This window comes from Methylomonas montana (genome assembly GCF_030490285.1).
Classification (GTDB): Bacteria; Pseudomonadota; Gammaproteobacteria; order Methylococcales; family Methylomonadaceae; genus Methylomonas; species Methylomonas montana.
In genome coordinates this window covers 828205-853457 of record NZ_CP129884.1, presented here as the reverse complement: position 1 = coordinate 853457, position 25253 = coordinate 828205, and the positions used below count along the sequence as shown (strand labels likewise).

General features: G+C 47.5%; 24 protein-coding genes, 1 tRNA gene and 1 riboswitch. Of the genes, 7 read left to right on the top strand and 18 right to left on the bottom strand.

Features of this window, described 5'->3' with window-relative positions; genetic code table 11:
• Positions 1 to 24: 24 nt before the first annotated feature.
• From QZJ86_RS04180 to QZJ86_RS04160, 5 genes are all read right to left on the bottom strand, one after another.
• Complete coding sequence (locus QZJ86_RS04180) at positions 25 to 450, bottom strand: hypothetical protein (RefSeq protein WP_301936663.1); 426 nt, start codon at positions 448 to 450, stop codon at positions 25 to 27.
• Between the two features lie 345 nt (positions 451 to 795).
• Entirely contained in the window at positions 796 to 1809 is a 1014-nt protein-coding gene (locus QZJ86_RS04175) for an SAVED domain-containing protein (protein WP_301938911.1), read from the bottom strand.
• Positions 1810 to 1837: 28 nt separating this feature from the next.
• Positions 1838 to 2158 (bottom strand): nucleotidyltransferase family protein, encoded by a 321-nt coding sequence (locus tag QZJ86_RS04170; RefSeq protein ID WP_301936662.1) that lies wholly within the window; start codon positions 2156 to 2158, stop codon positions 1838 to 1840.
• A gap of 519 nt (positions 2159 to 2677) precedes the next feature.
• Positions 2678 to 3898, bottom strand: coding sequence for an AAA family ATPase (locus QZJ86_RS04165; protein WP_301936661.1), 1221 nt, complete (start codon positions 3896 to 3898; stop codon positions 2678 to 2680).
• Between the two features lie 115 nt (positions 3899 to 4013).
• Entirely contained in the window at positions 4014 to 4730 is a 717-nt protein-coding gene (locus tag QZJ86_RS04160) for a hypothetical protein (protein WP_301936660.1), read from the bottom strand.
• A gap of 351 nt (positions 4731 to 5081) precedes the next feature.
• Between QZJ86_RS04160 and QZJ86_RS04155 the strand changes: the two genes are divergently transcribed.
• From QZJ86_RS04155 to QZJ86_RS04145, 3 genes are all read left to right on the top strand, one after another.
• Complete coding sequence (locus tag QZJ86_RS04155; protein WP_301936659.1) at positions 5082 to 6179, top strand: hypothetical protein; 1098 nt, start codon at positions 5082 to 5084, stop codon at positions 6177 to 6179.
• Between the two features lie 225 nt (positions 6180 to 6404).
• Positions 6405 to 7244: a 3'-5' exonuclease gene (locus QZJ86_RS04150; protein ID WP_301936657.1), complete on the top strand. Its 840-nt coding sequence runs from the start codon at positions 6405 to 6407 to the stop codon at positions 7242 to 7244.
• 85 nt (positions 7245 to 7329) lie between these two features.
• Positions 7330 to 7758: a LexA family protein gene (locus QZJ86_RS04145; protein ID WP_301936655.1), complete on the top strand. Its 429-nt coding sequence runs from the start codon at positions 7330 to 7332 to the stop codon at positions 7756 to 7758.
• Here the strand turns inward: QZJ86_RS04145 and QZJ86_RS04140 are convergent.
• Entirely contained in the window at positions 7740 to 8408 is a 669-nt protein-coding gene (locus QZJ86_RS04140; protein WP_301938909.1) for a transposase, read from the bottom strand. The genes QZJ86_RS04145 and QZJ86_RS04140 overlap by 19 nt on opposite strands.
• Before the next feature lie 218 nt (positions 8409 to 8626).
• Here QZJ86_RS04140 and QZJ86_RS04135 point away from each other — a divergent pair, with 218 nt between their 5' ends.
• Positions 8627 to 9745 (top strand): tyrosine-type recombinase/integrase, encoded by a 1119-nt coding sequence (locus QZJ86_RS04135; RefSeq protein WP_301936654.1) that lies wholly within the window; start codon positions 8627 to 8629, stop codon positions 9743 to 9745.
• Positions 9742 to 10674 carry a tyrosine-type recombinase/integrase gene (locus QZJ86_RS04130; protein WP_301936653.1) on the top strand — a complete coding sequence of 311 codons (933 nt, stop codon included), beginning with the start codon at positions 9742 to 9744 and terminating at the stop codon, positions 10672 to 10674. The genes QZJ86_RS04135 and QZJ86_RS04130 overlap by 4 nt, the downstream gene beginning before the upstream one ends.
• 147 nt (positions 10675 to 10821) lie before the next feature.
• Here the strand turns inward: QZJ86_RS04130 and QZJ86_RS04125 are convergent.
• From QZJ86_RS04125 to QZJ86_RS04105, 5 genes are all read right to left on the bottom strand, one after another.
• A tRNA-Lys gene (locus tag QZJ86_RS04125) sits at positions 10822 to 10897 on the bottom strand.
• 68 nt (positions 10898 to 10965) lie between these two features.
• Positions 10966 to 11913 carry an IS1595 family transposase gene (locus QZJ86_RS04120; RefSeq protein WP_301670534.1) on the bottom strand — a complete coding sequence of 316 codons (948 nt, stop codon included), beginning with the start codon at positions 11911 to 11913 and terminating at the stop codon, positions 10966 to 10968.
• 135 nt (positions 11914 to 12048) lie between these two features.
• Positions 12049 to 12597: a response regulator transcription factor gene (locus QZJ86_RS04115; RefSeq protein WP_301936651.1), complete on the bottom strand. Its 549-nt coding sequence runs from the start codon at positions 12595 to 12597 to the stop codon at positions 12049 to 12051.
• The gene (locus tag QZJ86_RS04110; protein WP_301936650.1) at positions 12575 to 13948 is read right to left on the bottom strand and encodes an ATP-binding protein; all 1374 of its coding nucleotides are present in this window, start codon (positions 13946 to 13948) and stop codon (positions 12575 to 12577) included. Before QZJ86_RS04110 ends, QZJ86_RS04115 begins: the two co-directional genes overlap by 23 nt.
• 227 nt (positions 13949 to 14175) lie before the next feature.
• Positions 14176 to 14451 carry a hypothetical protein gene (locus QZJ86_RS04105; RefSeq protein WP_301936648.1) on the bottom strand — a complete coding sequence of 92 codons (276 nt, stop codon included), beginning with the start codon at positions 14449 to 14451 and terminating at the stop codon, positions 14176 to 14178.
• 375 nt (positions 14452 to 14826) lie between these two features.
• A riboswitch (cyclic di-GMP riboswitch) is annotated at positions 14827 to 14910 on the top strand.
• 98 nt (positions 14911 to 15008) lie between these two features.
• Between QZJ86_RS04105 and QZJ86_RS04100 the strand changes: the two genes are divergently transcribed.
• The gene (locus tag QZJ86_RS04100; RefSeq protein WP_301936646.1) at positions 15009 to 16082 is read left to right on the top strand and encodes a hypothetical protein; all 1074 of its coding nucleotides are present in this window, start codon (positions 15009 to 15011) and stop codon (positions 16080 to 16082) included.
• 104 nt (positions 16083 to 16186) lie between these two features.
• The gene (locus QZJ86_RS04095; protein WP_301936642.1) at positions 16187 to 16957 is read left to right on the top strand and encodes a hypothetical protein; all 771 of its coding nucleotides are present in this window, start codon (positions 16187 to 16189) and stop codon (positions 16955 to 16957) included.
• Between the two features lie 168 nt (positions 16958 to 17125).
• Here QZJ86_RS04095 and QZJ86_RS04090 read toward each other — a convergent pair whose 3' ends face one another.
• The 7 genes from QZJ86_RS04090 to QZJ86_RS04065 all read right to left on the bottom strand — a co-directional run bounded on the left by QZJ86_RS04090 (position 17126) and on the right by QZJ86_RS04065 (position 25251).
• Positions 17126 to 18778 (bottom strand): sulfotransferase, encoded by a 1653-nt coding sequence (locus QZJ86_RS04090; RefSeq protein ID WP_301936640.1) that lies wholly within the window; start codon positions 18776 to 18778, stop codon positions 17126 to 17128.
• Positions 18779 to 18821: 43 nt separating this feature from the next.
• Positions 18822 to 20189, bottom strand: coding sequence for a DNA repair protein RadA (radA, locus tag QZJ86_RS04085; protein ID WP_301936638.1), 1368 nt, complete (start codon positions 20187 to 20189; stop codon positions 18822 to 18824).
• A gap of 282 nt (positions 20190 to 20471) precedes the next feature.
• Positions 20472 to 20741: a DUF2442 domain-containing protein gene (locus QZJ86_RS04080; RefSeq protein ID WP_301936636.1), complete on the bottom strand. Its 270-nt coding sequence runs from the start codon at positions 20739 to 20741 to the stop codon at positions 20472 to 20474.
• On the bottom strand, positions 20701 to 20874 hold the full coding sequence (locus QZJ86_RS21555) for a DUF4160 domain-containing protein (protein ID WP_407081650.1): 174 nt from the start codon (positions 20872 to 20874) through the stop codon (positions 20701 to 20703). Before QZJ86_RS21555 ends, QZJ86_RS04080 begins: the two co-directional genes overlap by 41 nt.
• Positions 20875 to 21122: 248 nt before the next feature.
• Complete coding sequence (locus QZJ86_RS04075) at positions 21123 to 21893, bottom strand: RusA family crossover junction endodeoxyribonuclease (protein WP_301936634.1); 771 nt, start codon at positions 21891 to 21893, stop codon at positions 21123 to 21125.
• Positions 21894 to 22100: 207 nt separating this feature from the next.
• Positions 22101 to 23696 carry a phospholipase D-like domain-containing protein gene (locus QZJ86_RS04070; protein WP_301936632.1) on the bottom strand — a complete coding sequence of 532 codons (1596 nt, stop codon included), beginning with the start codon at positions 23694 to 23696 and terminating at the stop codon, positions 22101 to 22103.
• Positions 23697 to 23757: 61 nt separating this feature from the next.
• Positions 23758 to 25251, bottom strand: coding sequence for an endonuclease/exonuclease/phosphatase family protein (locus QZJ86_RS04065; protein WP_301936630.1), 1494 nt, complete (start codon positions 25249 to 25251; stop codon positions 23758 to 23760).
• Positions 25252 to 25253 lie beyond the last annotated feature (2 nt).

The window sequence follows — 25253 nt, the reverse complement described above, 5'->3', positions numbered from 1 at the left end:
AGCCGAACTTATTTGGCTGTTTGGCTAGTTTATGCATAAAAAATTATTTTGATTTTTCGAATATTTTTGAAATTGGCGTGACATTACATTATAAGTTTTCTCTTTTTTGTCGCTCAGATAGCGAGTAATACAGTCTTCTATTTCATCCAATTTTTCTCGGACATTTACTCTAACTTGTTCTTCTACAGCACATAAAAGCTGTGTGCGATATATTAATTGCGTTATATCCTTTTTGAAGCCATCTCTAATTTCATCAATCTTAGTTGATAGCTTGCCAGTATTGTGATCACATTTTTCAAGAGTGTTAATATCATCAATCCAGCTTGTAATGCTAGAAACGAATTTATCAATAAATAGAGGAAGTATCACAGACTGATGCCAATATTTGTCGCTAATTGATGTCAAATATTCAGACTCTTTATCTGCCTTATCAAGATCATATTTATTCATCTGCCATCTATAAGACCGATAAGAGATGAAAAATGCAAGTGACGCCACAAAAAAATGATAGCACCTGACATCAATGAACGGTAAACGGGATGTTGTGCCCAGAGATAATGCACCAATGGCCAGCTTTGTTCTGATTGACGACTTTCCTAAATCGCAGCTTCGATAGCCGATTTTTCGGCAGATACCCAAAAGTTACCACAGAATATTCCATCAAAATCCAAATGTTAAATAGGGCTTACCGACAAGCTGGTTTTCAATTGTCGCAACATCACTAAGAAATTCTGTACATGAGCCCTTGAATTAAATGATGATTGCTTCGACATCATTTATCTGATCCGAGCAAAATTATTCCCCTACAATTATCGCCGGGATAAATTTTTTTGATTTATTGTTCTGATCGTAAATTATCCACGGCATATCTGCTTTTGGCATTCGTGCTCGCCCCATTTCAATTGAGTAAGACACTGATATTGCGGGAAAAATAGAAAGTGGGGTTGTTTCTCCATGTGCTTCTTTAATTTGAATCATTAACTTTCGCACAATTGCTCGCATCATCGAAAGTTGAGCTTTTGAACGTATGTTGTCATTGCCAATGTGTTCTCTTGGAACAGTCAGCTCCCATATCGAAACATTGTCACCTACAACACTTTTAATTCGTTCATGACTGATAAAGTCGCTTAGCGAAATAACAAGAGCAGGAGTACCGTTTATTTCTTTCGGCTTATTAATTAAAAATTCAAAACCTTCTGGAAACTCTTGCCAGTGCCATCCTTTTGGCTCTCTGATTGGTTGGTACGTATCAACGGCTATTTTGTCCGTAAATAGCGAGCCCATTTGAATAAGAAGTGGAATGGGTGCCAAACAAAACAGGGAGAAATGCTTTGTAGCATCACTTTCTATTAAGGGCATTACTTTTTGTTCAAATACCCGTTTCAAATGCGCTGATTCTGTTCCCCAGAAAGCCGCACTCTTATCTTCATGAGAACATGACATGGAAAGGCATACGGGATTTTCAGATACAGGGTATCGTTCTGGAAACATGGCCGCCATGGCATCTTCCTGCTGTAAGGGTGATCGTTGTTCTCCAATGTTACTTCCATAAAAGACCACATGAGACTTCATGTTGGCAGCAATACCAGTTACTGTAACAATACGATGCTCATGTTCCTTTTTCCATTTCTGAAGCAACGAAGCGGAATACTTAAGTCCTTCTTGATCCTGATCGATTGTTTTATGGCAGTCGTGGCACATCAACGTCAGATTTTCGACATTATTGAGGTCTTGCGTATTCTTTTTGAATGGCCCCCAACCACGCGGTCCATTTTCAGAAAACGAATATATATGCGCTTTCTCCGAAATATTAACCCGCTCTTGAGTTACCGGAGACTTATAAAGAATAATTCTCGAAAAGAGCCTGCTTTTGAGTCGGTTTTACACGATCAAAGACAGTTTTGTTTTTGCTGTAAAACCATTTTGCGAAGTCTTTGGGATTGCTTGGCAACCAATCGTAGATTCCGGTGTGGCAACATTTGTTTGTCACAGCAATTGCATTAGAAAAGTTGTAATACTCTTTGAAAGTTTTCCAGCTCTCCTGAACCGAGGGAAGAATATCCATGTGAAAGCCAACGCCATCCTCTTCGGCGTAATTCAGAGTCCAACATCGCCTACCTTCAACATCTAGCATTTTTTTGTAAGTGCCATGAGCCATCAGATGCCCCCCCACCTGATGCTTCACAATCTGGGCCGCAATGTTGTCCTTTTTGTGTTCAAGGCGGCAGACGATATCAATGTCATAGTCGGCATCTTTACAGTCTTTGTACGGGCGAATTTCGGTTCCTACCCGAAGCCGTTTGTAAGGAAGTCCGTCGTCGTAGCCGCCGTCATGAGATTTTGCTGGATGATGTTTCGGATGATGAAAACATTACCCCGGCTGCATTAATCGAATCACCGCTCTATCGTGAAGGTTTGTCGTTACAACCCTGGCAGCAGGGCTTTGTCACGGAATGCTTAAAGCATTATCGCGATTATGGTTATGTGCGCTTGTTATTAGCGGATGAAGTGGGTTTAGGGAAAACCTTGTCCATGGCAACTGCAGCCTTGGCGTTGTGTTTATTGATAGAAAAAGAAAAGCGCCGCCGTAAACCTATTATCATTTTTGCACCGGCACAGTCCGATGAACTTGCCTCGACATGTGTATTGATAGAATCATGTCGATTTTTGTCCGCATTCACCATACAAATCCCACCTTACGCTGCTGCGATATTTCTTGCGGCAGACAATCAGATAAGTCTTGTAATTGAATTTCGTATTGGCCGCCAGGGACGGGCTTTCGACCAGAGGCTGCTGCAATGGCTCGCGACAATATCAGTCCGACTTCACGCGGAGTTTTGTGTACTAAAAAATCAATCACTCTTTCAGCTAACTGAATTGCGAATACGCCTTCGACCCCTTCTTCATGTAACTTGCTCGAATACATATTTGCCACGATTCGCCGCATTTGCGAGGGTGATGGCGTTGAAATTTCCAGAATACGGAAGCGAGACTGAATCGGCCTTGGAATGGCTGATATATCATTTGCTGTGGCCAAAAACATGACATGTGACGCATTAACTGGCAAATTTTGTGCGTAGGCATCTTGGTACCCAATCATCTGCGGTCGCTCAAGCAGGGTATGTAGCGCTAAGTAAGGGTCCAAATTATGGTTTACCATGCCTTTATCCAGCTCGTCTAAGTGCACAATCGGATTTGCACAAGCCCCATAAAGTAACTTCTTTAGCACAATCCCAATATGGCTGCCATTCCAGCCGCTGTCCTGACCGCATAGACCCCAGCTGCTGCTAGCGGAACTAAAATCATAAAAGCCATAGTCTACGCCAAGCGCTTTACAGATAGCTCTGATCACTGCTGTTTTACCGATACCCGGATCGCCAGCAATCAGGATCGGACTCATGTAGATCGCTTTATTTCTTGAAATGTTACGTAAGCATAAAAAATCGTGAACGTATTTCAATAAATCAATCGCATTAGGGTAATCAAAAAAGAGTTGCTGAATGCGTTCAAATACCGCGTCGCTCGGCTCAATAATGGGTTTTTGCGAATGTTCAGGTCGAAGAGAGCTGTAAAACTTTTTTTCTTCCCGCCCAATTGAAATCCGCTCAGATAGCTCTTTGGCTAGATCGTGATCGAAAAGAGTAATGGTTTTAACTGTGGGTTCTGGCGAATCTTCAGTGTCGAGGTAGGCGTGGCTATCCGTTGCCATTGACTCGGCAGGTGTTGGGCCGAAAAGTTTGGTGTAAATTTCGCGATAATCAGCCGATGAAGGATCAACTTCGGCTTTAATGAGTTTTGATTGATTAGAATCAGTTTGGCTAGTATCACTAAGAATGCGGCTAGTAGACTTTGTGGTCGTATGTTTATTTGGATCATTGCTGATTTTTTTTAAAGTCATAGGTTCCGGTTGTTGATGGAACCTAGACGTTAAGTCAAACTAACATTTTTGTCAATCACTTCAGACACCTTCTACATGTCTGGAGTTTATGATACTCACAATTGGCACAATGAGATCAGTAATTCGATGGCTCTTCATGATATCGATATTGATGTTCAAGTGGTAATGCAGATACAACATCTCGCAAAGTTTCAAAGTAGTATATTTTCTCGTTACCGTGCTCAGTTTCCTCAAGAAGAACCCACGATTTTTCAAACTTAATTCCCGTTAAATTCGGCGAAACTCTTAACCCGGTGTATTCATCACAAATTTTCTGGACCGACGCCATAGAATATACTTCCAATACAGAGGCATCTGACTCGTATTCTAGGAACTGCTGCTTTGCAAATTCAACGGTGTTAGCTCGTATGTGCCTCTCTACACCATTGCGAAAGCCTCGGAAATTAAATCCGATTTTATTTTCATCTACAAAACCATTTTTGTACGCCAATCCCATAAGTTCATTGTAGTTTGGAAATTGGGCTTGAACTTGCGGTGTAGTAATATGATTATTTAATTCCGGTATAATTGAAAAATAAATTTGTATTGCTGTCGATATATCGACATAAAATGCTTTCTGGATTTCATTGAAAAGTTGCTTTTTTTGATCGCCTTGCCTAGTATGCGTTTTTCTCACAAAAACATCCGAAATCCTATTTGTAAAAGGATTTATATAATCAATATATGTAAAAGAAATGGTATTTGCGCAAAATGAAATTTCTGCCAAAGGCATAAAATAATCATCTTCTTTGTTGCTTCTTTTAATAACAATTTTCCTTATGCAGATTCCCATAAACACTTCCTTGTTGATAATCACAAAACCTATATAAAAGCATAGCATTAAATTTGTAAAACAAGATGCTTGATAAACAGTTTCGCACTAAAATTAACAAATTAATATCAGGCAGATATTAAGCATTTGCTTGATGTTGTTTTATATTATTCTGCTGCTTTACAGAGCGGAATAATATGCGGAATGGGTGGTTAAGCGTTAGCGTCCCATTCCAGTTTGATGGTGAATGAAATGAACCCATAAATTTGCGAATAAAATGAGCGCAAAACGAATGCGTAGCAGAGTGATTGATAAATTAATGAGATACATATAAAATAAATATAGGAATTTTATATTTATAGGAAATTATTTATGCAAATGGATTGCAAAGAAAATCAAATGATCGATCTAAACACATGCTATGCCATCATTGCAAAAGCGCGTGATTATCATATTTATAACCAACAAAGGGATATCATTGACAAAACACGACAAACATATAATAAAACTGCTGAACGCCTAATATTTAAAGATAAATGTTTGCCAATTGATTGCGCAAAATCAAAAAGCAGTTATTACGTCTATAAAGCAGCTGTATCTTCATATGTCTTGGACAAAATTAGTGATGCACTATTTGGGATGGATGCTTTAAAAAAGGAATCCATCACAGATTGGAAAATGGAAGTTGACAAGTTAAAACAATATCTAGACTTTTTAGAAGTGGTAGGTGTTGATCAAAAAAAATCAAAATTAGCTGATGCAATCAATGGCACGTATCAATCGGCATGGAATTCAAAAGCAAAGAAAACCCCGAAAAGAGTTAAAAAATCAAAATCTAAGCGTCTGAAATCATTGCCGAAAAATTGGACATCCAAAATTTTCGAAGTCGCTATTAAAAGCAAGACAATCCACTTGGATGCGATATCTGTTCTTTCAATTTCTGGATGCAGGCCCCAAGAACTGTCGTTCGGGGTTCTTTTAGGATTGAACCATGATGGCTCTATCAACATATTGATAAAGGGGGCAAAAACTCATCAAGGGCGACAGTACGGCCAAAAATGGCGTAGCTTTTCTATCAAGAACGATTCGGCTGAGTTTGAACATCTTGTTCACCGTTTAGAAGACAATAAAGGTGAATTATATGTTCATGCTGAAGCAGGCGCTGTCTGTGACAAAATATCGTACTTAAGTCGCAAAGCGATGCCACAACTTAAAGAGGCGGCAACAGCTTATTGCTATCGGCATCGCTTCTCAGGTTCTTTACATAAAGCCAATCTTGATTCAGAGTCAATTTCTAAGGCCCTTGGACATTCCAGTGATCAGTCTAAACAGCACTATTCGTCGTCTTACAGATCGAGTTCAAGTGGCTTTTTCATTAGTAACATTCTTTCGGCAAGTCCGGTTAAAATGAAAAACTCAATTCGGTCTTTATCAAAAAAATCTACTTATGAACCCCCATTAAAGTTTTAATAAAAATACTCCCATTCGAAGACAGATAAACTGGATAATAAAGTTTATTCTTGTTTATCAGCTTTATGATCAGCTAGTGGTGGTAAGTGGAAAGCATTTTTTAGTTTAAGACAGCCTAGTATTTCGGTATTAAATAAATACTTATTATTAACATTAACAGGTTGATTGGCTATAATTTAATTATACACATAAAAACTTTAATGCTTTCTATTTTTAGAACATATAATGAATCAAGATAACCCATTACTAAGTGTTAATAGGCTAAAAATTGAACTAGGGATGCAGCCTCGTCCTGATGCTAAACCGGTGGAGTGGTGGCGTAACAGTCAAAGCCGTGTTGAATATCCAGTATATCGACTTAGCGATTGCGAACCCATCATAAAAAAATCTCTCACTGATAATCAAATAAAAGCACTCAAAAAATTACATAAAACTAATCTGTTAAAACGCTTTGAAAATGAACATCGAAAAGCACTTGAGGCATCTAAATCAATCCAAGATTTGTTTAGCCAAAAATTCATTATCTTAGATACAGAAACAACAGGGCTTGGCCATCATGATCAGATAATTGAATGTGCCATTATTACTGACCAAGGAGAAATACTCCATAACGCACGTTATAGACCAAGCGTTACAGTTTCAAATGGTGCCTATCAAGTCCATGGAATCAGTAACCACGATTTACAGAACGCGCCCACATTTGATCGAGACGCTGAAAAAATCAGAGATATTCTGCTCAGCAAAACTGTGGCCATTTTCAATGCTGGCTTTGATATTAAATTACTCGCTAACACCCTTACTGCCTTTAATCTTGATACCTCATTTTTGAATCATGTTGCTACTTATTGTGCCATGCTAACGGCAGCGAAAGCATACGGCGCAACCAATCAATACGGTACGATATCGCTTTACAATGCTTTTTTAAGTGCAGGTGGAAACACCAATATGATGCACGCCCATACAGCACTAGGTGATTGCTTTTCGACTTTGCATGTTTTACGTGACATAGCTGGGCTTCAAGCCAAAATTGACTGTCAAAGATCAATGCTGGATCAAAACGAGTAGATCAGGATCGCCAACAGAAAGAACAAATATAGAACAAATGAATTATTGATGGTAGCCTATCGCCCCGCTCAAACAGGAGTCGATTATGGCCTTTATTTATACATTCAATTCATTTCGCTCGGTTAAAGTACCGATAACAACATTAACCAACTGCTCACGCGTTTGGCAGCCTAAAGATCACGGCCACGCACTATCACTGCCCTTGTTTGCCAGCAAAGTTGCAGCAGGTTTCCCATCGCCAGCTGATGATTATGTTGAAAAATCCTTAGACCTGAATGACCTTTTAGTCCCAAAACCAGCAGCGACTTTTTTTGTGCGAGCAAAGGGGGATTCTATGTTGGGGGCCGGTATCCATCCAAACGATATCTTAGTTGTTGACCGATCAATAGAACCTATTCATGGCAAAGTGGTGATTTGTGCGATAAATGGAGAACTCACCGTTAAGCGGTTAGTTAAAGATCAGAAAAGCTGGGTTTTGCATGCAGAAAATACCGATTACCCCGACATTATCTGATTAGTAATCTTAAGCCTGGTACTAACTTTATTTTTCTCAGTTACTAAAGTATTTTCCTTTATAGCAAGAAAATATAGAAGCTGACTTTCACTGGCTTTATTTATAAATTCTATATTACTACACAAGCGCGGTTCATTGCAGATAATATAGTCGGTATCTTCTATTCCTTTTAACCATTCAATTTGATTGAATACATTTTCGATCTCATTAATAAAAGGGTTTCCATCATAGGATAACTTTTCTATCGTATCTGCTGGATTATTTGAAGGAGAAGGCACATACAATTGATATGCAACAGGAACTGTGATTTTCGTTGTGCTCATTGATAGGGTAATTGCCAATTGGCAATCGATGTACTTCGATAAATCATTGCTGTAGCAGTGCACGACACCTAGTGAATTATTTCTATATCTTGGAATCTGTACGGTCTTAATAACCCAGTATTTTCTATATCCCCTCGTCATGGGGATCAAGAATCTTAACAAGGCTTGCATCAATGTTCGGTCAGACCAGGGCGCATTCAGCAGTGATTCAAGAATTGTCCTATATGGTTGTTCTGGCTTAGCAGCTAACAAGCGCGAGACACTCTTTCTCCCCTTGAGATCATTAGTAGAGTTGTACAACGCACGGCAATAGGTTTTTGCATACAGCCTAGATTTATTCGTTATCGAGACGCGCCTGCTTACTGTGCGATGGACAAGTCGCTATTTGACAGCTGCGTCAGGCCGCTCATCGAGACTGAAATCCAATATGGCCAAAAATTTGTCGCGTATGACAAGCCTGATCTGGATGATGCTCTCGATAAGTTCAAGAGCCTATATGGAAAATCTAGAGTTGAAAATTTAAATCATTCCAAGGAAAAAACACTATGTCAATCGAATCATCATCAAATAAGGGAAACAACACCATGCCAACCAAGCCAGCCGGTCTCCAGTACAATAAAAAAACAGGTCAATGGGCCATCGACAAACGCATCAAAGGTTACGGAAGGGTCCGTGAGCGTCTTCAGGCAAGCACTCAAGAAGAAGCGGAAATGATGTTCACGCAGGTTATTGAACAACATATGAATACGATTAAAGAAAGTCAGGCCACTACGCTTACCTTCAAAGAAGCAGGTATTCGCTATGTTAAGAATTTTCAAGATGAGAAAGATAGCATTGAGCGTGATATCACAACTTTGGAGAAGCTTGATCCTTTTATTGGCAATCTGACGTTGAACCATGTCCATGATCTTACATTAAAGCCATTTATTGATCACGAGCAAGCCAGAGGAATCAAAAGTGGCACTGTAAAGCGCGATCTAGCTGTAGTAAGACGCATTTTAAATTTGGCGTGTCAATCTTGGAGAAATGAAGCTGGGCAACCTTATCTTTTAGCACCACCATTACTGAGCGTGCCAAATTGGAAGGATAAGAGCAAGCCATACCCCCTAGAATGGGATGATCAGCGAAAATTATTGCTTCAATTACCCTGGCATCTTAGGTTAATGACACTTTTTGCGGTTAATACAGGGCTGCGAGATCAAAGCGTTTGTAAACTACGTTGGGAATGGGAAAGGAAAGTCCAAAACCTAAAAACCAGCGTATTCCAAATTCCCGTTGAGTCTGTAGATGAAGAGCGCGGAATTCAAACTAGTGAGAAAAATGATCTGGATCAATTGGTGGTATTAAATCGTGTAGCCCAAAAGGTCATTGAAATTCAGCGAGCCCGTCGTAAACCGGGGTGTCCTTGGGTTTTTCCAGTGGATGGTAAGCCGATATCTAAAATGGGGGGGTACGACTGGCAAAAAGCCTGGAAAAATGCAGGGTTGCCTGTTAAAAATGGTCTATCACGTGGACCGCATAACTTGAAGCATACTTTGGGTAGGCGGTTAATCTCAGAAGATGTGCCAAAAGAGTTTCGCCGTGAACTTTTGCACCATAAATCTGAAGATGTGACCGATGTCTATTCCGAGGCAGCCATAATCGCCGAGACGAAGGCATTATGACATTCCGAGAGGCTACTGATCGGTACCTCGAGGAAACGCAGAAGCGTAGCCTGGATCGTGACCGTGATTCGTTGCGATTTGTCGCCCCGTATATCGGCGATTTACCCTTAGCCAATGTCCACATGGGCACCCTGCAAGGGTTCATCAATGAACGACGGAAAGCGGGGATATCCAGCAGCACTGTCAAGCGTGATTTATCCATCATTCGGCGAGTGTTGACGTTGGCAGCTCGCTCTTGGCGAAACGAAAACGGCCAACCGTATTTAAGTTGTCCGCCGTTATTCGAGATGCCCGATTGGGAAGATGCTGCAAATCCCTATCCTCTTGACTTTGAGGAATTGGAGCGTTTGCTGAAGGCATTGCCGGGGCATTTGCGTACCATGTCCATATTTGCGGCTAACACTGGCCTGCGTGAGCAAGGTGTGTGTTGGCTACGGTGGGACTGGGAAGTGGTTGTGCCGGAACTCGGTACGAGTATCTTTATCACTCCGTGGCGAAAAAAGGTATATGGGGACGGCGAGTGGCCAGGGGAAAAAAACAAAGAAGACCAACTGGTAGTTTTAAACTCGACGGCGAAAGCCATTATCGAAGCACAACGGCAAAACCGTCAGGCGAATAACCCCTATGTTTTCCCATACCGTGGTAAACGCATTACCCGCCTGCATAACTCAGCATGGAAGAAAGCTTGGCGAAAAGCAGGGCTGCCGGTTTGTGACGAGTACACTCGCGGGCCGCATAACTTGAAGCATACGTTTGGCCACCGATTGAGAGTTGCAGGAGTTCCTTTGGAAACGCGAAAAAAGTTGCTGCATCACAGCAATGGCGACATAACGACACATTATTCGCCTGCGGGAGTGGCAGAGTTGTTGGAAGCGGTTGAAAAGATCGTCAACCTTAAGCCGGTGTCGATCTTGAGAAGGGTGATTTAAAGTGGCGCTTGAAAAAGTTACCACACTGGCTTTAACGGGCAGACGTGGCGCTGAAAAAAGTTACCACAAAATTTACCCAGAAACCTTCGGGCATAAAAAAACCACTTACCCAGCTAGAGTCAAGTGGTTGTTTTTATTATCGATTGATGGTGGGTCGTGTGCGATTCGAACGCACGACCATCGCATTAAAAGTGCGGTGCTCTACCGGCTGAGCTAACGACCCCCTGAATGAATTGCCCATTATACTCAGATTTTTTTCTTTTGCAAGAGCCCTTGTAAAAAATTACCTGATTACCCATAAGCCTCAGCTAATTTGAGCAAACGGCCCGGCATGGGTGGAGAATTAGCCGCAGCGATGAGAAACCGCGGCATTATGGTTTGCAGATCGAATCTGCGATTAAAACGATAACAAAACTCGGCCAGATAGCGGGGTAAATGTTTGGACTGAATGGCATGGTAAGTGCCATTGATGGCGCGCTTCACGTTACCGATCATGGTATTGACCCAGGCGAATTCTTCTTTCGTCACGCTGTCAGGACCACCGCCGGTGACAATGGAGTAATGGTGACAACCGTGATCGAGCACGGCGGAAAAGCAAGCTAAGCCGTCCGAGTACACCAGACTACCCGGCTGAAGATGATGGCCGGCCCAGCGCTTGATTTCGCTGTTGCGGAAGCCTTTGACGACATTCAAGTTCATCGCGATAGGATGGTGTTCCTTGTTCAGCGCCACCGCCGCGACAAAAGGCGTCTTGTTTTCCGAACCTCGCCCGCGTTTGCCACCCCGATGCTCGCCGCCCCAGTAAACGTCATCGAGTTGAATAATGCCGGTCAGCGGTTTGCGATCATCGCGCTCTTTCATTGCCTGCATGATCTTGTGCTTGAGGCTCCAGGCGGTGTTGTAGGAAACGCCGATTTGCCGCTTCAAGGCTAAAGCCGACAAACTGGTTTTGGCTTGAGTCAGCAGATGAATCGCCAGAAACCACACGGTGAGCGGCAACTTGGTTTGTTCGAACAGCGTACCGCTGATCAACGAGGTTTGGTGATGGCACGTCGTGCACTGATACAAATTGCGAGTCTTGATCACGCTATAGCGGCGGCGACCGCAGCCTGGGCATTGAAACCCGGATGGCCATCGCGCCTGAAATAGCCCTGCGGCACACTGGCTTTCAGTACCGTAGCGATTCATGAAATCCGTCAGGCTAAAGCCTTTTTGAAATTGGATCGGATTCTTTTTCATGCCACGATCTCCTGTCAGTTCATAGCTTTCATTGGACTAGCAGGATGCTCGTAAGTTGCTGAGGGTCGTGGGTAATCAGGAAAAATTAACTCTAAATAAGGGGATTAAATAAAAATGTCATATAAGTCTGGCATGTCATTCCTTAACCGGCCGCTTTTCTAGCTTTCTTTGTAGAGTCCTTCTATGCATATTCAGCGCCCTGGCAGCGGCGGAGATATTACCGTCGTGCTGCATCAATACTTTTTGCAAATGCTCCCATTCCAGGCGCTTGACCGATAGCGGGCTATCGCTGATGGCTACCGAGGCATCACCTTCGTTTTTGTACAGCGCGCTGACGATTTCATCGGCGTTAGCCGGCTTGGTCAGATAATGAATCGCCCCCAGTTTAATGGCTTCCACCGCCGTTGCGATACTGGCAAAACCGGTGAGCATGACGATTTGGGTATTATCATCCAACGAAATCAATTTCTTGACCATTTCGAGGCCGGAATCGAATCCAATCCGCAGATCGATCACGGCATATTCGGGTTCGGTCTGTTCCGCCAACTGCATCGCGGTGTTGACATCGTTAGCCACCGTTACTTGGAAATTACGCTTCTCCAGCGCAGGCTTCAACACCGAACAAAAAGTCACATCGTCGTCGACTAGCAGTAAATTGGGTTTATCCATAGGTAATTCCGTCATTCGTACTCTCCTTAGCTAATAATGGCAAACTGATCTCAACGCAAGCTCCGCCAGACTCGAGATTGTCGAATAATATTGTACCGCCCAAGCGTTTGATGGTGGTATAGGTCAAAAACAAACCCACCCCCATGCCCTGCTTATTGCTTTTGACGGGCTGATGACCTGCAAACTCGATAAATTCCGCAGGCAAACCTGGCCCAAAATCCCTAATTTTCAACAGCAAGGTCTCTTCATCCCACGCGGCATGAAACTCGATCCCTTTGTCGACAGGCGATGCTTCAGCGGCGTTATTCAGAATATTGATGATCGAATGCGTGACCGTGCGTTCGGCAATGATGCGCGCGCTCATGTCTACATGCGGCGAAATAAACAGCTTTATCCGGGTGGCGGCTTTATGAGTGCGCCATTGACCGAGCATTTCGTCGATATATTCCCCAACCAGCATCACTTTGCCGGACTCGGCTCTCATTTCGCCTGCGGAGGCAGACATTACCGATAAAGCTTGCTTGCAACGGTCGATTTGCTGCTGAACGATCCCCAATTTTTGATGCAATTCGGGATAACGGTGTTCTGGTAAATCCTCGACCATCTCATGAATCAAGATCGCGATAGTACCTAGCGGCGTACCCATATCGTGCGCGGCACTGGCCGCCAAAGTCCCCAAGGAAACCACCCGCTCGTCGCGCAAAGCGCTTTCCCGCGCGTCGGCAAGATTGCGCTCCCGCTCTTTCAAGGTTTTGGACAACTCAACCACGAAAAACGCCACCAAGCCAGCACTGAACACAAAGCCAAACCACATGCCAAATACATGCAGATTGAAATAACGCCTGTCGTTCATCAAATGCATTTGCAACCTCATTTCCGGCGTCATCTCGGTCATCGCCGGGTGCGCCAAATGCGGTTCGACGGCCGGCAACGGCACGTTATAAGCAATCAACACGGTATACACGCATGAGGTGATGATCACCATATTCCAAGCATAAGCTTGCGGCAGCATGATCGCGGTAACGATCAAGGGTAACAGAAACACCCAAATGATGGGATTTGACGCCCCGCCGGTCAGATATAGCAAATACGCCAACGCCAGCACGTCCATGCAGATTTGCGAAAAAATCTCGTGCTCGGTGACTTCTTCCGGGGTTCCCAGGCGCAACCAGGTGTAAAGATTGAGTATCGAAATCGCAAAAATCGCCAGCCACAACTGGTTTTGCGGTAAATTGATGCCCAAACCATTGACGGCAATAAACACTGCCACCGTCACGGCGAACAGCATTAGATTTCTAAGGATATAAAGCCATCTCAGATTTTCCCTAATCGAGATTTCGGCTTTGGGGAGTATATGTGAAAGCATGGACATGGCAGTAATGTTTAAAGAATAGAAAGTAGCGACTATGTTATCGCCCTTCCCGAAAGCTGCCGGCATTTACCAAAATAGTTAGACTCCCTTCCGCTATTTTTATGTCGGTAAACAAGCACGGTTATTCAGGCTAAAAACCAGAGCCCCATAATTAATTGGCTAGTTAACCAAAATAACATCCGGCTCGAATGATGTCTGGCGCCTCCAGACTATGCGGCGTATCACGCATTCGCTAAGCGCCAGCTGCCGTTTTTATCCACCCATCTCATGCTGAGCCAATACCAAAGAGTCATCGGCACCATCATCGCAAACCACTCCCAGTCATCGATCAAGAATAATCTGGCGATCCAGCCATTACCGTCAAAATAAAGCCCCCAAGGCACGCAATAAAAGGTAAAGACGAGGCTACTCCAGATCAACAGCAACGCCCCCTTACGGGTTTCGATACTGGACAGCGCCAGGAATACCCACAGCGGGGTTTTATCGGTTCTCTGCATAAATCACTCCGTTAAAATTTAAAGTCAGCCAAGCCTTGCGGCGCAACAAACTAACAATAAATTGCGATAAAAGAAAGCAATTCTTCATCGAATCAGCAAGCACTAAATGCTAGGCCGGACCGAACCAATCCGGCAGTAATTAATCTATGTTATATAAAAAAGCTCGCAAGGTTATTTCCCTCAATTCAGGCATTTGCCCACATCAGGCATTTCACTGAAAATCCACCACATTAATTTGAAATCATTAAAACTTTTCCGAATTGGCTCATTACTGGCTTAAGACTTGGAACTTACTTCGCGCGTTGCTTATCGGCAACAGTTAATTGACCATTTTTCCTGGCATGTCTAACGTCCGCTAATCAGTCCATCGCGCGAAGCACGAGTGGCCACACCCGTCGTGAGGCGGGGCCGGAAAATCACGGTTCTTAAAAACGATTTAAAGAAGGCCGGATTGCCCCACGGTAGCTCGTGGGTAAGGGCAAAGTTTGGCTCAATGCTGTTGGTCAAGTTTTGTCAGTTTCGCTGTTACCTTTAATTCTAATAAAAAGAGGATGATCATGATCTTTCGTAAAACGGCTATAGCAGCTCTCTTGACAACTGGACTAGCTGGCATCTCCGGCCAAGCATTCGCTCATCAAACCTATAACCTGACCGGTGCTGGTATCACTATCGGCGATAGCGTCAATAACACCGATGGCGTCTCCAATACTGGCGGCTACGGGCCTGTCGGTATTGGCGGACGGGTCGCTGGCGACGCCAATGCTAACATTCCAGGCACCGGCGGCTTGCCAACCGACTACACAGGAACCCTCCCTTACAATTTTTATTTCGGCCATCACGACTCAACTGCAACAGGCCAAACCAATCGCAACTATAAAACCGGAACCTCTGCTACCGAAACTAACAGCTTATGGAGAGCTTATGCCGTTCAAAACGCTTCAACCACTTGGGGCCCCCTCCTCCCCGACGGCGGCGCAAATGACCATCCCTACGTCGCTGTGGGCGGTGATTCATGGCAGACAGGCAGCACCACAGGCGGTCTCGATTACGCACTGATTCACGCTAGTGCCGGCTCCAACGACAATGCGCAAAATGTAACTACCGCGACAGGCGTGTGGGGCGGCACGTACAACATAGACATCACGGTCAAAAGAGACGCTAACTACGATTCTTTGAACGATGCCAATGCATTATTGGATGTCGCGCTATACCGCGGATCGGATACGTCCATCTTTTCTAACCGCACAGCGGCTTTCGATCCGAACGCGGCGGGCGTACAAGGTTCCAGTTTAGGAACAGGCGGCGTTGACGGCTCTGCTTTGTTATGGAGCGCTTCGCAAGTTTCAGTTGGCGATATTCTGACCTACACACTTTCAATGGACTTTGCCGAGTGGCAAAAAACCGACGCAGTTGCTGGCAGCCTAAACGATGGTGACGCAGGTTTCTACACCCTAGTCGTCGGCGCGCACGGCGGAGCAAGCAATTCGGCTCTGGCATATACGGTAGATACTCATTCTTACAGCACCATAACAGCCGCCCCTGTCCCTGTTCCAGGTGCAGTCTGGTTGTTTGGCAGTGCGATTGCCGGTTTGATCGGTTTCGGTCGTCGCAAACCGCAACTAGCCGCTTAATCGACGAAACGGGATTACCGCCAGTTTTGCCGGTAATCCCGTTACAACTCGCGGCTCAGCCGCAAACTTACGTTTGAATTTATTTATTCGATCGAGAGGCCAAAATGATTGAACCCGCACCGTATAAAAAATTGGCGCTGGCTGGCGCCGTCGCCGCAATGCTGCTAGTCACTGATGTAGCAAATGCGCACGTTACCTATAACACCTCTGGCGCACCTGCGGATGGCTCGCAAACCGGCCCATGGTCAGTTGACGATCCAGGCTACACCGGCAACCTGCCTGCGACCTGGGTAGCGATGATCCATAACGACGGCGGAGTGGCCAACTCGCAAACCGCCAACAGTGAAGGCGCCGGCTTTACGATAGGCATGGGCGCCAAAGCTTACAAAGACGGCGCGACCAACTGGGGCCATACCGCCGATTATGGTTTATTCGAGCTGCACCATGACGCTACTGTCACCATCACTGTATCCTCGGACAACTCCAATTTGCGCCCTGCCTTCGGTTTATGGGATGGCTGGGATACCAACGACGGCAGTAGCCGCCACGATTCATATTTAAATAATGGTGCGCTCAATCCGATGGGCTCGGTGCTGGGTTCGTCGTTGATACCGCATGATCCGACTGCTTGGGCCGTCGCCGCCGTTCAAGGCACCACTGCCACCGCGACGCTGACCCGTTTCCTGACCGCCGGCAATTACACGCTAATCCTGGGCGGTTACGACGGCACGGTAGGCGGCGCCAATCTGGCTTACACCGCCACGATCTCGGCCGCCGCGTCGCCGGTACCGGTGCCCGGCGCAGTTTGGCTATTCGGCAGCGCAATGGCGGGCTTGATCGGTTTCGGACGACGAAAGCCGGCTGTTGGCACTTAAAGCCAATTTGATTCAACCGACAGCCGCTTTCATTCGTAAAGTCAGGTCGGTTTTCGGTCAAGGATGGCCGGGAGCATGGAAGCTCCATTCTAATTGATCACCGATCGGCGGGCTTCGAGTCGATTTGACCAACAGCAGTCCTCTCCCAGCCTTTGGCGCAGCCTTTATTTAGCGGTAGCCAAACGCCTCGATATACGGTGCCAACATCGGCAAAATAGGCTCGTAAAACTTTTCATAATGTCGCCAACGCGCCACCGACCGCGAATAAAGCGGCTGCGCAACTGCGGCAAAGCTCGGCGTGGCGATGTAACGGCCCTTGGCTTTCTCGTGAAAAGCACTCACTTCGGCCACCCACTCCAAATCCAGCAGAGCAAAAACCCGGCGCAAACTGTTTTCGAAATCGTTGACAGTATCCTCGTAGCGCAATTCCAAATAGCGCGGTTGTATCGATGGCTTGATATGCAACCACCAATCCATCACCGCCGCGTATTGCTTAGCCACGCCTTCCCAACTGATTAAATTGATCGTCACATTCGACGGTTTGAATGCCTGCTGGAAACAACTCAAACAAACGTCGCGCGGGTCGCGCAACGCGAAGATAATCCTGGCCTCGGGAAATACGCAGCTGATCAGGCCTATATCGATGCTGTTAAGCGCCACTTTGTCGATGAAGCGTTTTTTCAACGCTGCCTCGCCGTATTCTTCGCCAACCCGCCGCCAATAGTAAGCGCGCAACTTCCGGACATCATCCAAACCAAGCCCACGCAATGCGGCGGGAATATCGTCTACACAACCGCTAAGCCGTTGCAGCTCTTGAATCAAACCGTGAATCAGATCGTTTTCATCGGAGGTGAACACCGCCGGATGCGCCGCCAGCACTTGCTCGGTCAGCGTGGTGCCGGAACGCAGAAACCCCAACAAAAAAGTAGGCGCCGGCAAGCTGTCGGCGAAGTCACTCGCCGTCCAGCGCTGCAGCAAAGCCGGGTCAAAACCCTGCTTATTACGCTTGATCGTGCGAAAAATATGGTCGGCATCGAGCGCGCGCAATTCCGGCAATTGCCGATATAAGGCCTTTGCTTGTTGGCAAGCATCGAACGATGCCTGGTATTCTTCCAGCTTATCCAGCACTCCGACCAGCTCCTGCCAGGCGCGAGCGGTCTGCTGATTATTCCGATTGGCGGCTATCACTTTACGAAAGCGCTGCTCGGCTTCCGGCAAGCGATTTAATTGTGCTTCCAGCACCGCCAGCATGTTATTGCAAGCCGGATCGTCGGGACGTAGTTCGCAGACCTTGCTGGCAAAAGGCAAGGCGTCTTCGAATCGATTGACTCGCGTCAGATAAAGCGCCCGGTTATTCAACGCCGCAGGATCACTGGGTTCCAATGTGACCGCCAGCTCGGTCAGTTTCAGCGCGGTATCCAAATCGCCCCAATAATGCAACTGCTCGGCTAGCTCCAAAATAAAACGAATATTGCGGCTTTGCTGGGCGTCGATTTCCAGTTGGCGCGCGGCCTGTTGCAGATAAGCCAGCCCTTCGCGGCGCTGTTGATGCCAGCACAGCGCTTGCCCCAAACCGGCCAGCGCTTCCGCGTGGTTTGGCTGGATAGCCAAGACCTGCCGAAACCCGTGCAGCGTGCCGGCCATATCGCGCCGCGTCACCGCCTGCCAGGCTTGTTTTAACGCATCGTCCACGCTTGGTTGACCCGGTCTGGTGGTCGCTTCGGCTTGTTTAAGGCAACAAGCTTTATACTTTTTGCCGCTGCCGCATGGACACGGATCGTTTCGGCCAGGCTTGCTGTTGGCGGCGACTGCATTTTTCATATCGTTCCCTGACGAAGTTTATCGCCTAAATGGTTAGCGACAGTTATAAATCCGCCAGCACCGCCAGCGCTTCTTGAATATTGCTGACCGCGTGGATCTGTAAATTCTTTACAGCGTCCTTGGGCTTGTTGCTTTTCGGGATGACCGCGCGCTTGAAACCGTGCTTGGCCGCTTCGTTAAGGCGGGCATGGCCGTTGGCGACCGGGCGAATCTCGCCGTTCAAGCCTACTTCGCCAAAAAACACCGTGTCGTAAGGAATGATGCGGTCGCGCAAGCTGGACACCACGCCGATCATGATCGCCAGGTCGCTGCTGGTTTCGCTGACCTTGATGCCACCGACCACGTTGGCGTAGATTTCGTCGTTACCGGTAAAAATGCCGCCGTGGCGCGACAACACCGCCAACAGCATCGCCAGCCGATTTTGATCCAGACCCACCGCCAGCCTGCGTGGATTGCCGTACTGGCTTTCGGTCACCAAGGCTTGAATCTCCACCAGCAAAGGCCGGGTGCCTTCCCACAACACCGTCACCACGCTGCCCGGCGACGGCTTTTCGGCGCGTGATAAAAACATTGCCGAGGGATTTTTCACTTCCTTCAAACCGCTACTTTCCATCGCAAAAAAACCCAGTTCGCCGACGCTGCCGAAGCGGTTTTTGTCGGCGCGCAGCACTCTGAAACGCGAATCGTCGGTCGATGACAACACTACCTGGGCATCGACGATATGACTTAAGGTCATCGGCCCGGCCAGCGATTGGTCTTTGGTGACATGGCCGACCATGAAAATCGACACACCGCTACGCTTGGCGTATTGGGTCAAATAACTGGCGGTTTCCCGCACCTGCGACACCGAGCCCGGCGCCGAGTCGGAATCGGCGGTATACATCACCTGGATCGAATCGATGATCACCACCTTGGGCTGTTCTTCGTCCAGTACCTGACAAATTTGTTGCACCGAGGTCTCGGCCAACATCTTGATGCCGGCGGTTTTCAGCCCCAGCCGATGAGCGCGTTCGGCGATTTGTTGTAGCGATTCCTCGCCGGACACATACAACACCGGCAGCTGCTGAGCAATGTGGGCGATGGCTTGTAGCAGAATGGTGCTCTTGCCGGCTCCCGGCGCGCCGCCGATCAACACCACGCTGCCGGTAACGATGCCGCCGCCCAACACCCGGTCGAATTCGGCCAGGCCGGTGGAAATCCGCTCGGCTTGGGCCAGATTCACTTCCGACAACAAATGCACTTCGCTGCGGCTGCCGGCATAACCGGAGTTGTCGCGCGCCGCCTTGCCGCTGCCTAGTTTGACTTCCTTGATAGTATTCCAGGCACCGCATTGATTACATTGCCCGGACCAACCTGGATAGTCCGCGCCGCACTCGGTGCAGACGTAGGCGGATTTAGGTTTTTTAGCCATCTAAATTTTTATCCCTACGTCTAAACGCATCAAATTGAGGTAATTGCTCGATGATACTTGATCGAAAGCCAAAACACCGCATCTGCCGGAGGATATAGAGTCAAGCCGACTTTCGGGATAGTTATGCAGCGCGCTGCTTGCGGGGCGAACGCAGGAGCGCTGGTTGGGCATCTGCTAAACCGAGACCTTGCCCCGAACCGCCCACGCCCGCGCAGTCAATGTGATCGCGCCGTCTGCCGAGGTTGGCAGGATCAAACCATTACAGTGCTCTGGAGCGTTGGGTTAGGCATTGGCTTTGCTCACCAGCGGAAATTTCTCAGGATGACGTATAGATTCAACAGCCAAGTCCACATCTAACTCGGGCCAATATAAATGGTTTGATGAAGGAAGCTCGACATTAAGAATCCTCCCGACTGCGGCATTTTGAAACCAAGGAAAGTCGGAGAACGGAAGAAACAGCTCTTCGTCCTCTAGCAAAAGCCAGAAACCATGTTTAGAGATATTGGTTACTTCAACTAGGGAAGTGTTTAAGCCACGCGTTGCGGATTTCATTTTCGTGCTCCTGAACTAAGCGAATTGCTTGGTTGATTTCGTGCTGGGAAAGCCCAATGTGTTGTGCAAGTTCGATTTTGGGTTCAAGCCAAAATTTTGCTTCTCCATTTTGGCTTTGAACATGGACATGCATTCTGGATTCCTCACGCGAGAAGAAATAAAACCGGAAGCCACTTTCGCGAAAAACAGTTGGACTCATTTTCTAAATAATATCCTTGATGCGCGCTGATCGGATTGCAGCCTTCACGATTATCTCCGGTTTTTCCTGCATAGAGATTTATACCATCATTTCCTCCAGTAATGACGAATACGCACCATAAAAGCGCTTCAACGCTTCTGATTCAATTGCAAATTGGTATGCCATTCCGCCTAACGTGGAGGTCAGGGACGCTGCGCGGCTTTATCGCGCAGCGTCCCCTGGACCGCAGGGTTATGCCCCAGAGAGTTTTCCCATGTGGCACGACTTACAAGTTCGTAGCCTGAACCAACGACACGGCTCCGATGGAAACCCATAAGAACCGGCGAGACGTATTTCCCAAACTGGAAGGCACGAAATTGCGGCGCTCCATCTTGACGGAGCTTATGACGCAAAGCCTTCTTTGCCTTCGTCATCGCAGCCAAGGCTTCTGCCATGACGTGGACTGAATCATCTTGGACCTCAATCAAACCGCTTTGCGTCCAAACCTGTGCCGAAATTGGGTAGTAGAGCCCATCTGGCATTTCATAGAGCTTTAGCGGCTCGGGCAGAAAATCATCGGGACCAGATCTGATCTCAATCTCGAAGTGAGCACCATACGGAACATCCACCCACGAAATGTCGAGGCGTTGCACTTGGCAGTCATCAATGAACAAGCCGCCATGCCCCTTTATCGAGTCAAGGAGTTGTTTCGCGTAGTTATCGAGGTCTCCATAAGCCGGCGTTTCGAGCATCTTCTGTTCGTCGAGGTAGAGCGTAACCGTCAGCCTTACCTCGCCAACGAACACAAACTTGTTTTTCAGTTGATCACGAATTGCTTGCCTGAACTCGGCACGAGCCGGGCCTGGATTCGAATATGAAACCGGCTCCAGATCGAACTTTTGGCTCCACTCACCGAACATCGGATTGATTCCCTCCGCAGCGCCGCGTGCTTCTATCTCGAACGGTTCATCCATTGGCAGCCTCTGAGGCATAACAAGTTATTAAGCCGTTAACCATATAACTACCACGAAATTTGGGTACCAACAATAAACTTGCGAATTACAAGAATTTTTCGCTTCTGCATATCATCCAACCTGCCCGAAAATCGCTTCTGGCGCGTTCCCGGTCCGGTGTCTTCGTAAAGCGTCGTCCAGCGTGCAATTTAGCTTCGCGTACTCCGATCAGTAAAACACCCTGAACAACCTTTGAATCTGCCCAAACTCGTATAGATAGGGCTGGGCCACGTCGCGGTTGGCGGCGACGACGATCAAGTCGTGGGAAAACACCGAGGTGTTGTACCAGTTGAAACTGCCGTCGATGACGATGTAGTCGTCGATGATGCAATATTTGCTGTGTATCGGCGAATAGGGCACCGGCAAATCGTCCTGGCCGTAAACCAAGCCGACGCGAATACCGGCGTCGCGCAAGCGCTGAACGGCCGGCAGCAATGGCCGGGCCAGTTCGTCTGCCATGCTGCGTTCGACGCCGATCTTGCCTTGCCGGGCCAGATGGCCGTTGAACAGCAACTGCACGTCCACGCCGCGGTCGCGGGCCTGAATCAAGGCATTGACCACGCTGTCGTGATAGTCGCCCAGCAAATCGCCGATCAAAAACAGACAAAGCTTCAACGAACGGCGGGCGCGGTGGATTTCGGCCAGTATCGCATGATGCGGCCGGTAGACCTTGCCGTTGGCCATGGTCTGCCTGCCGAAGGTATACAGCAGATTGAACGGGCTGAGCGGATCGACGCCGTATTTTTGGATCACCCCGCCGCGCTGGCTCTGGAAAATATTATCCAGTAAGCGGCAAACCCCTTTGGAATGGAAACTCATCCCCGATTCCCAATTCGCCCACCAACGGTCGAAGGTGATGTTGAACGAGCCGATGATGCAATCATCATCATTGAATATCACGAATTTGGTGTGCATGTCCGGTTCCACTTCGATCAAGTGGTGTTTTGGCGTGCAGAATACCCCGATCAACTCGATGCCGGACCGTTTCAGCCGAGCATAATGTTGGCTGTTGGTCAGCGTCATCTTCCGCCAGTCGACGACGCATTGCACCCAAACGCCTTGCTGACTGGCGTGGATCAGATGATTGATGAAATCGCCGTCGTCGATGCAATCGACGCTGACCTTGATGGTGGACAAGCGCTCGGGATGGTCGCGCTTGCTGGCGATCACCTTGTCGATATGATCGTGGATAAAGCGTTTGGGATGATAAGGATGATGTTGCTGGCCCTTGGTGAACTTGGGCGTCAGTTGCAAAGACTCGAAATGCTGGTTGTACCAATCGACATCGCCTTGCAGTTGACCTGCATCCAACTCGTAAGCGCGGAAGTGATTGGGCGTGGCCCAGTGCTCAGTAATCCGGCGCTGCTGCTGTGGATGGTTATCCTGCAACTGATCGCCATCCATGAAAATATAATCGTGGCGCGAGGCGATCGAATGTTCGCCGAGATGGACGATAAAGGAAAATTTGATGCAATTGATCCTGCCGAATTGTCCGGAATACGGCAGCACATAAAAATCGCGGGTCGAGCGTTTGTGCCTGTCCCATTCCACGTCGTAAGCATCGGTATCGACGATATAGGTCTCGCAAATCGACTCCCGGTACACTTTCAGCACCACTTTCAAATTAGCGTTGATGCCGTGCCACATGTCGAAGTCGATCTTGCCCCAGCGGATATCGAAGCTTTCTCTAAAGTCGTTACCGCGCTGGAAATATCCGCCCAATTTGCCAAATACCGGTTTGGCGTAGTGTTCTGCTACTTGCATATCGTGTTGCCTAGTCTAACCAGCTTAAAATCAATCGTAAAAATCGCCGAAACGATTCGCTCTATTGCGGCTCAAATGTCATCAAATAACCGCAATGATCGGATACTTGCCCGTAATCCTGCTCGGTAAATACGGTTCGGGCCGAGCAAACCCGCAAGGCGCTGCCTTTGTTCATAAAAATGTAATCGATTCGGTAATCGTCCGCCAGATAATCCCGCCAATGCGGGTCATTGACCCGAAAAATTTGCTGGAACAAGGCCGGCGCATTGGCGGCCAGATATTGGTCTTCGTACTGCAGACCTTTCACCACCAGTTGATAACCGGTCGAACCGGCGGCGATATTAAAGTCGCCGCACAGCAAGGTGGCATCGCTATCCGGACCGCGCTTGCTGTCGGCCCAAGTCGCCAGCTGTTGAAATTGCTGCTCAAAACCATCTTCCCACCAGCTCAAATGCGCGGAGAACACATTGATGCTGCCGATATACGGCACCGTAATTCGCGCCGACACCACTTTTCGGGAATGGATGCTATATGCGTCCCAGCTTTCGGAGACATACCGAGCCTCTTGCTCGGCCAAGGGATAACGGCTAAGAATGGCCACCCCTTCACGGTACTTGTCAAAGCCCAGATGCGACCAATCGCTGTAAAGATGAAACGGTTTAGGCAAGCGCTTGTTGATGATATTCGCGGAATTCGACGACCAGTCGCCGTGACCGTTATTCCAATATTCGGCCACTTCCTGCAAGCACACCACATCGACATCCAATTCATTGATGGCTCTGGCGATTTGCCAGAATTTCCTATCCTGTTCGTCTTCCTGGTAACAATGCAGATTCAGGATCAACAGTTTTAATGGCGCCCGGCTCAGAACATAATTTTGACCGGCGTTGTTGTCCCACAGCGTGCGGTCCTTGCTTTCGCAGCAAATGCTGTATTGCACGCGAAACGCCTCGCCCACCCGGATTCGACCCGTCCAAAGCTGAGCGGCATGCAGACCGGCATAGCCAGCTTTGCTGGCCGATTTTTTCAGAGCCTGACGCCGGCAGACTGTTTTATGAGTATGTCGCCAATCGTCGGTGGTCCAATGGATGATGACCTTTTCGACGGCCAGCGCCGCATCCACCGCCAATTTAATCGGCAACGACTGCTGGCGGTCGTTGAGACGCTCGCCCGGATATAATTGCAATAAAGGTATGCCGACGGCCAAGCGACTGCCGCTGCCGGCACCGATGAAATAGTCGCCGCCCTCATTGTTGTCCCAGAACTCGCCGCCCTCGCCTTGCGCATGCAATGAGAAACGGATATCGCCCGGTAATGTGGCATGTGCCTGCGGCGGAAAAGAAATCTCCGCCAACCAATATTCCCAGCCATCCGCCGTGCAGCAATAGACCGCCGGCAGATGTTGCCATGCCCCATCCTCGCCGGACCAAACCACCTCGACCTGTTTGTGATAACCCAGATTCGCCACCCGCATCAGAAACAGCAAGGATTGCTGTCTAGCAGCAGCTTTGCCGGTGATGTTATTGGCTACATACAACAGCTGAATGTTATCCATAG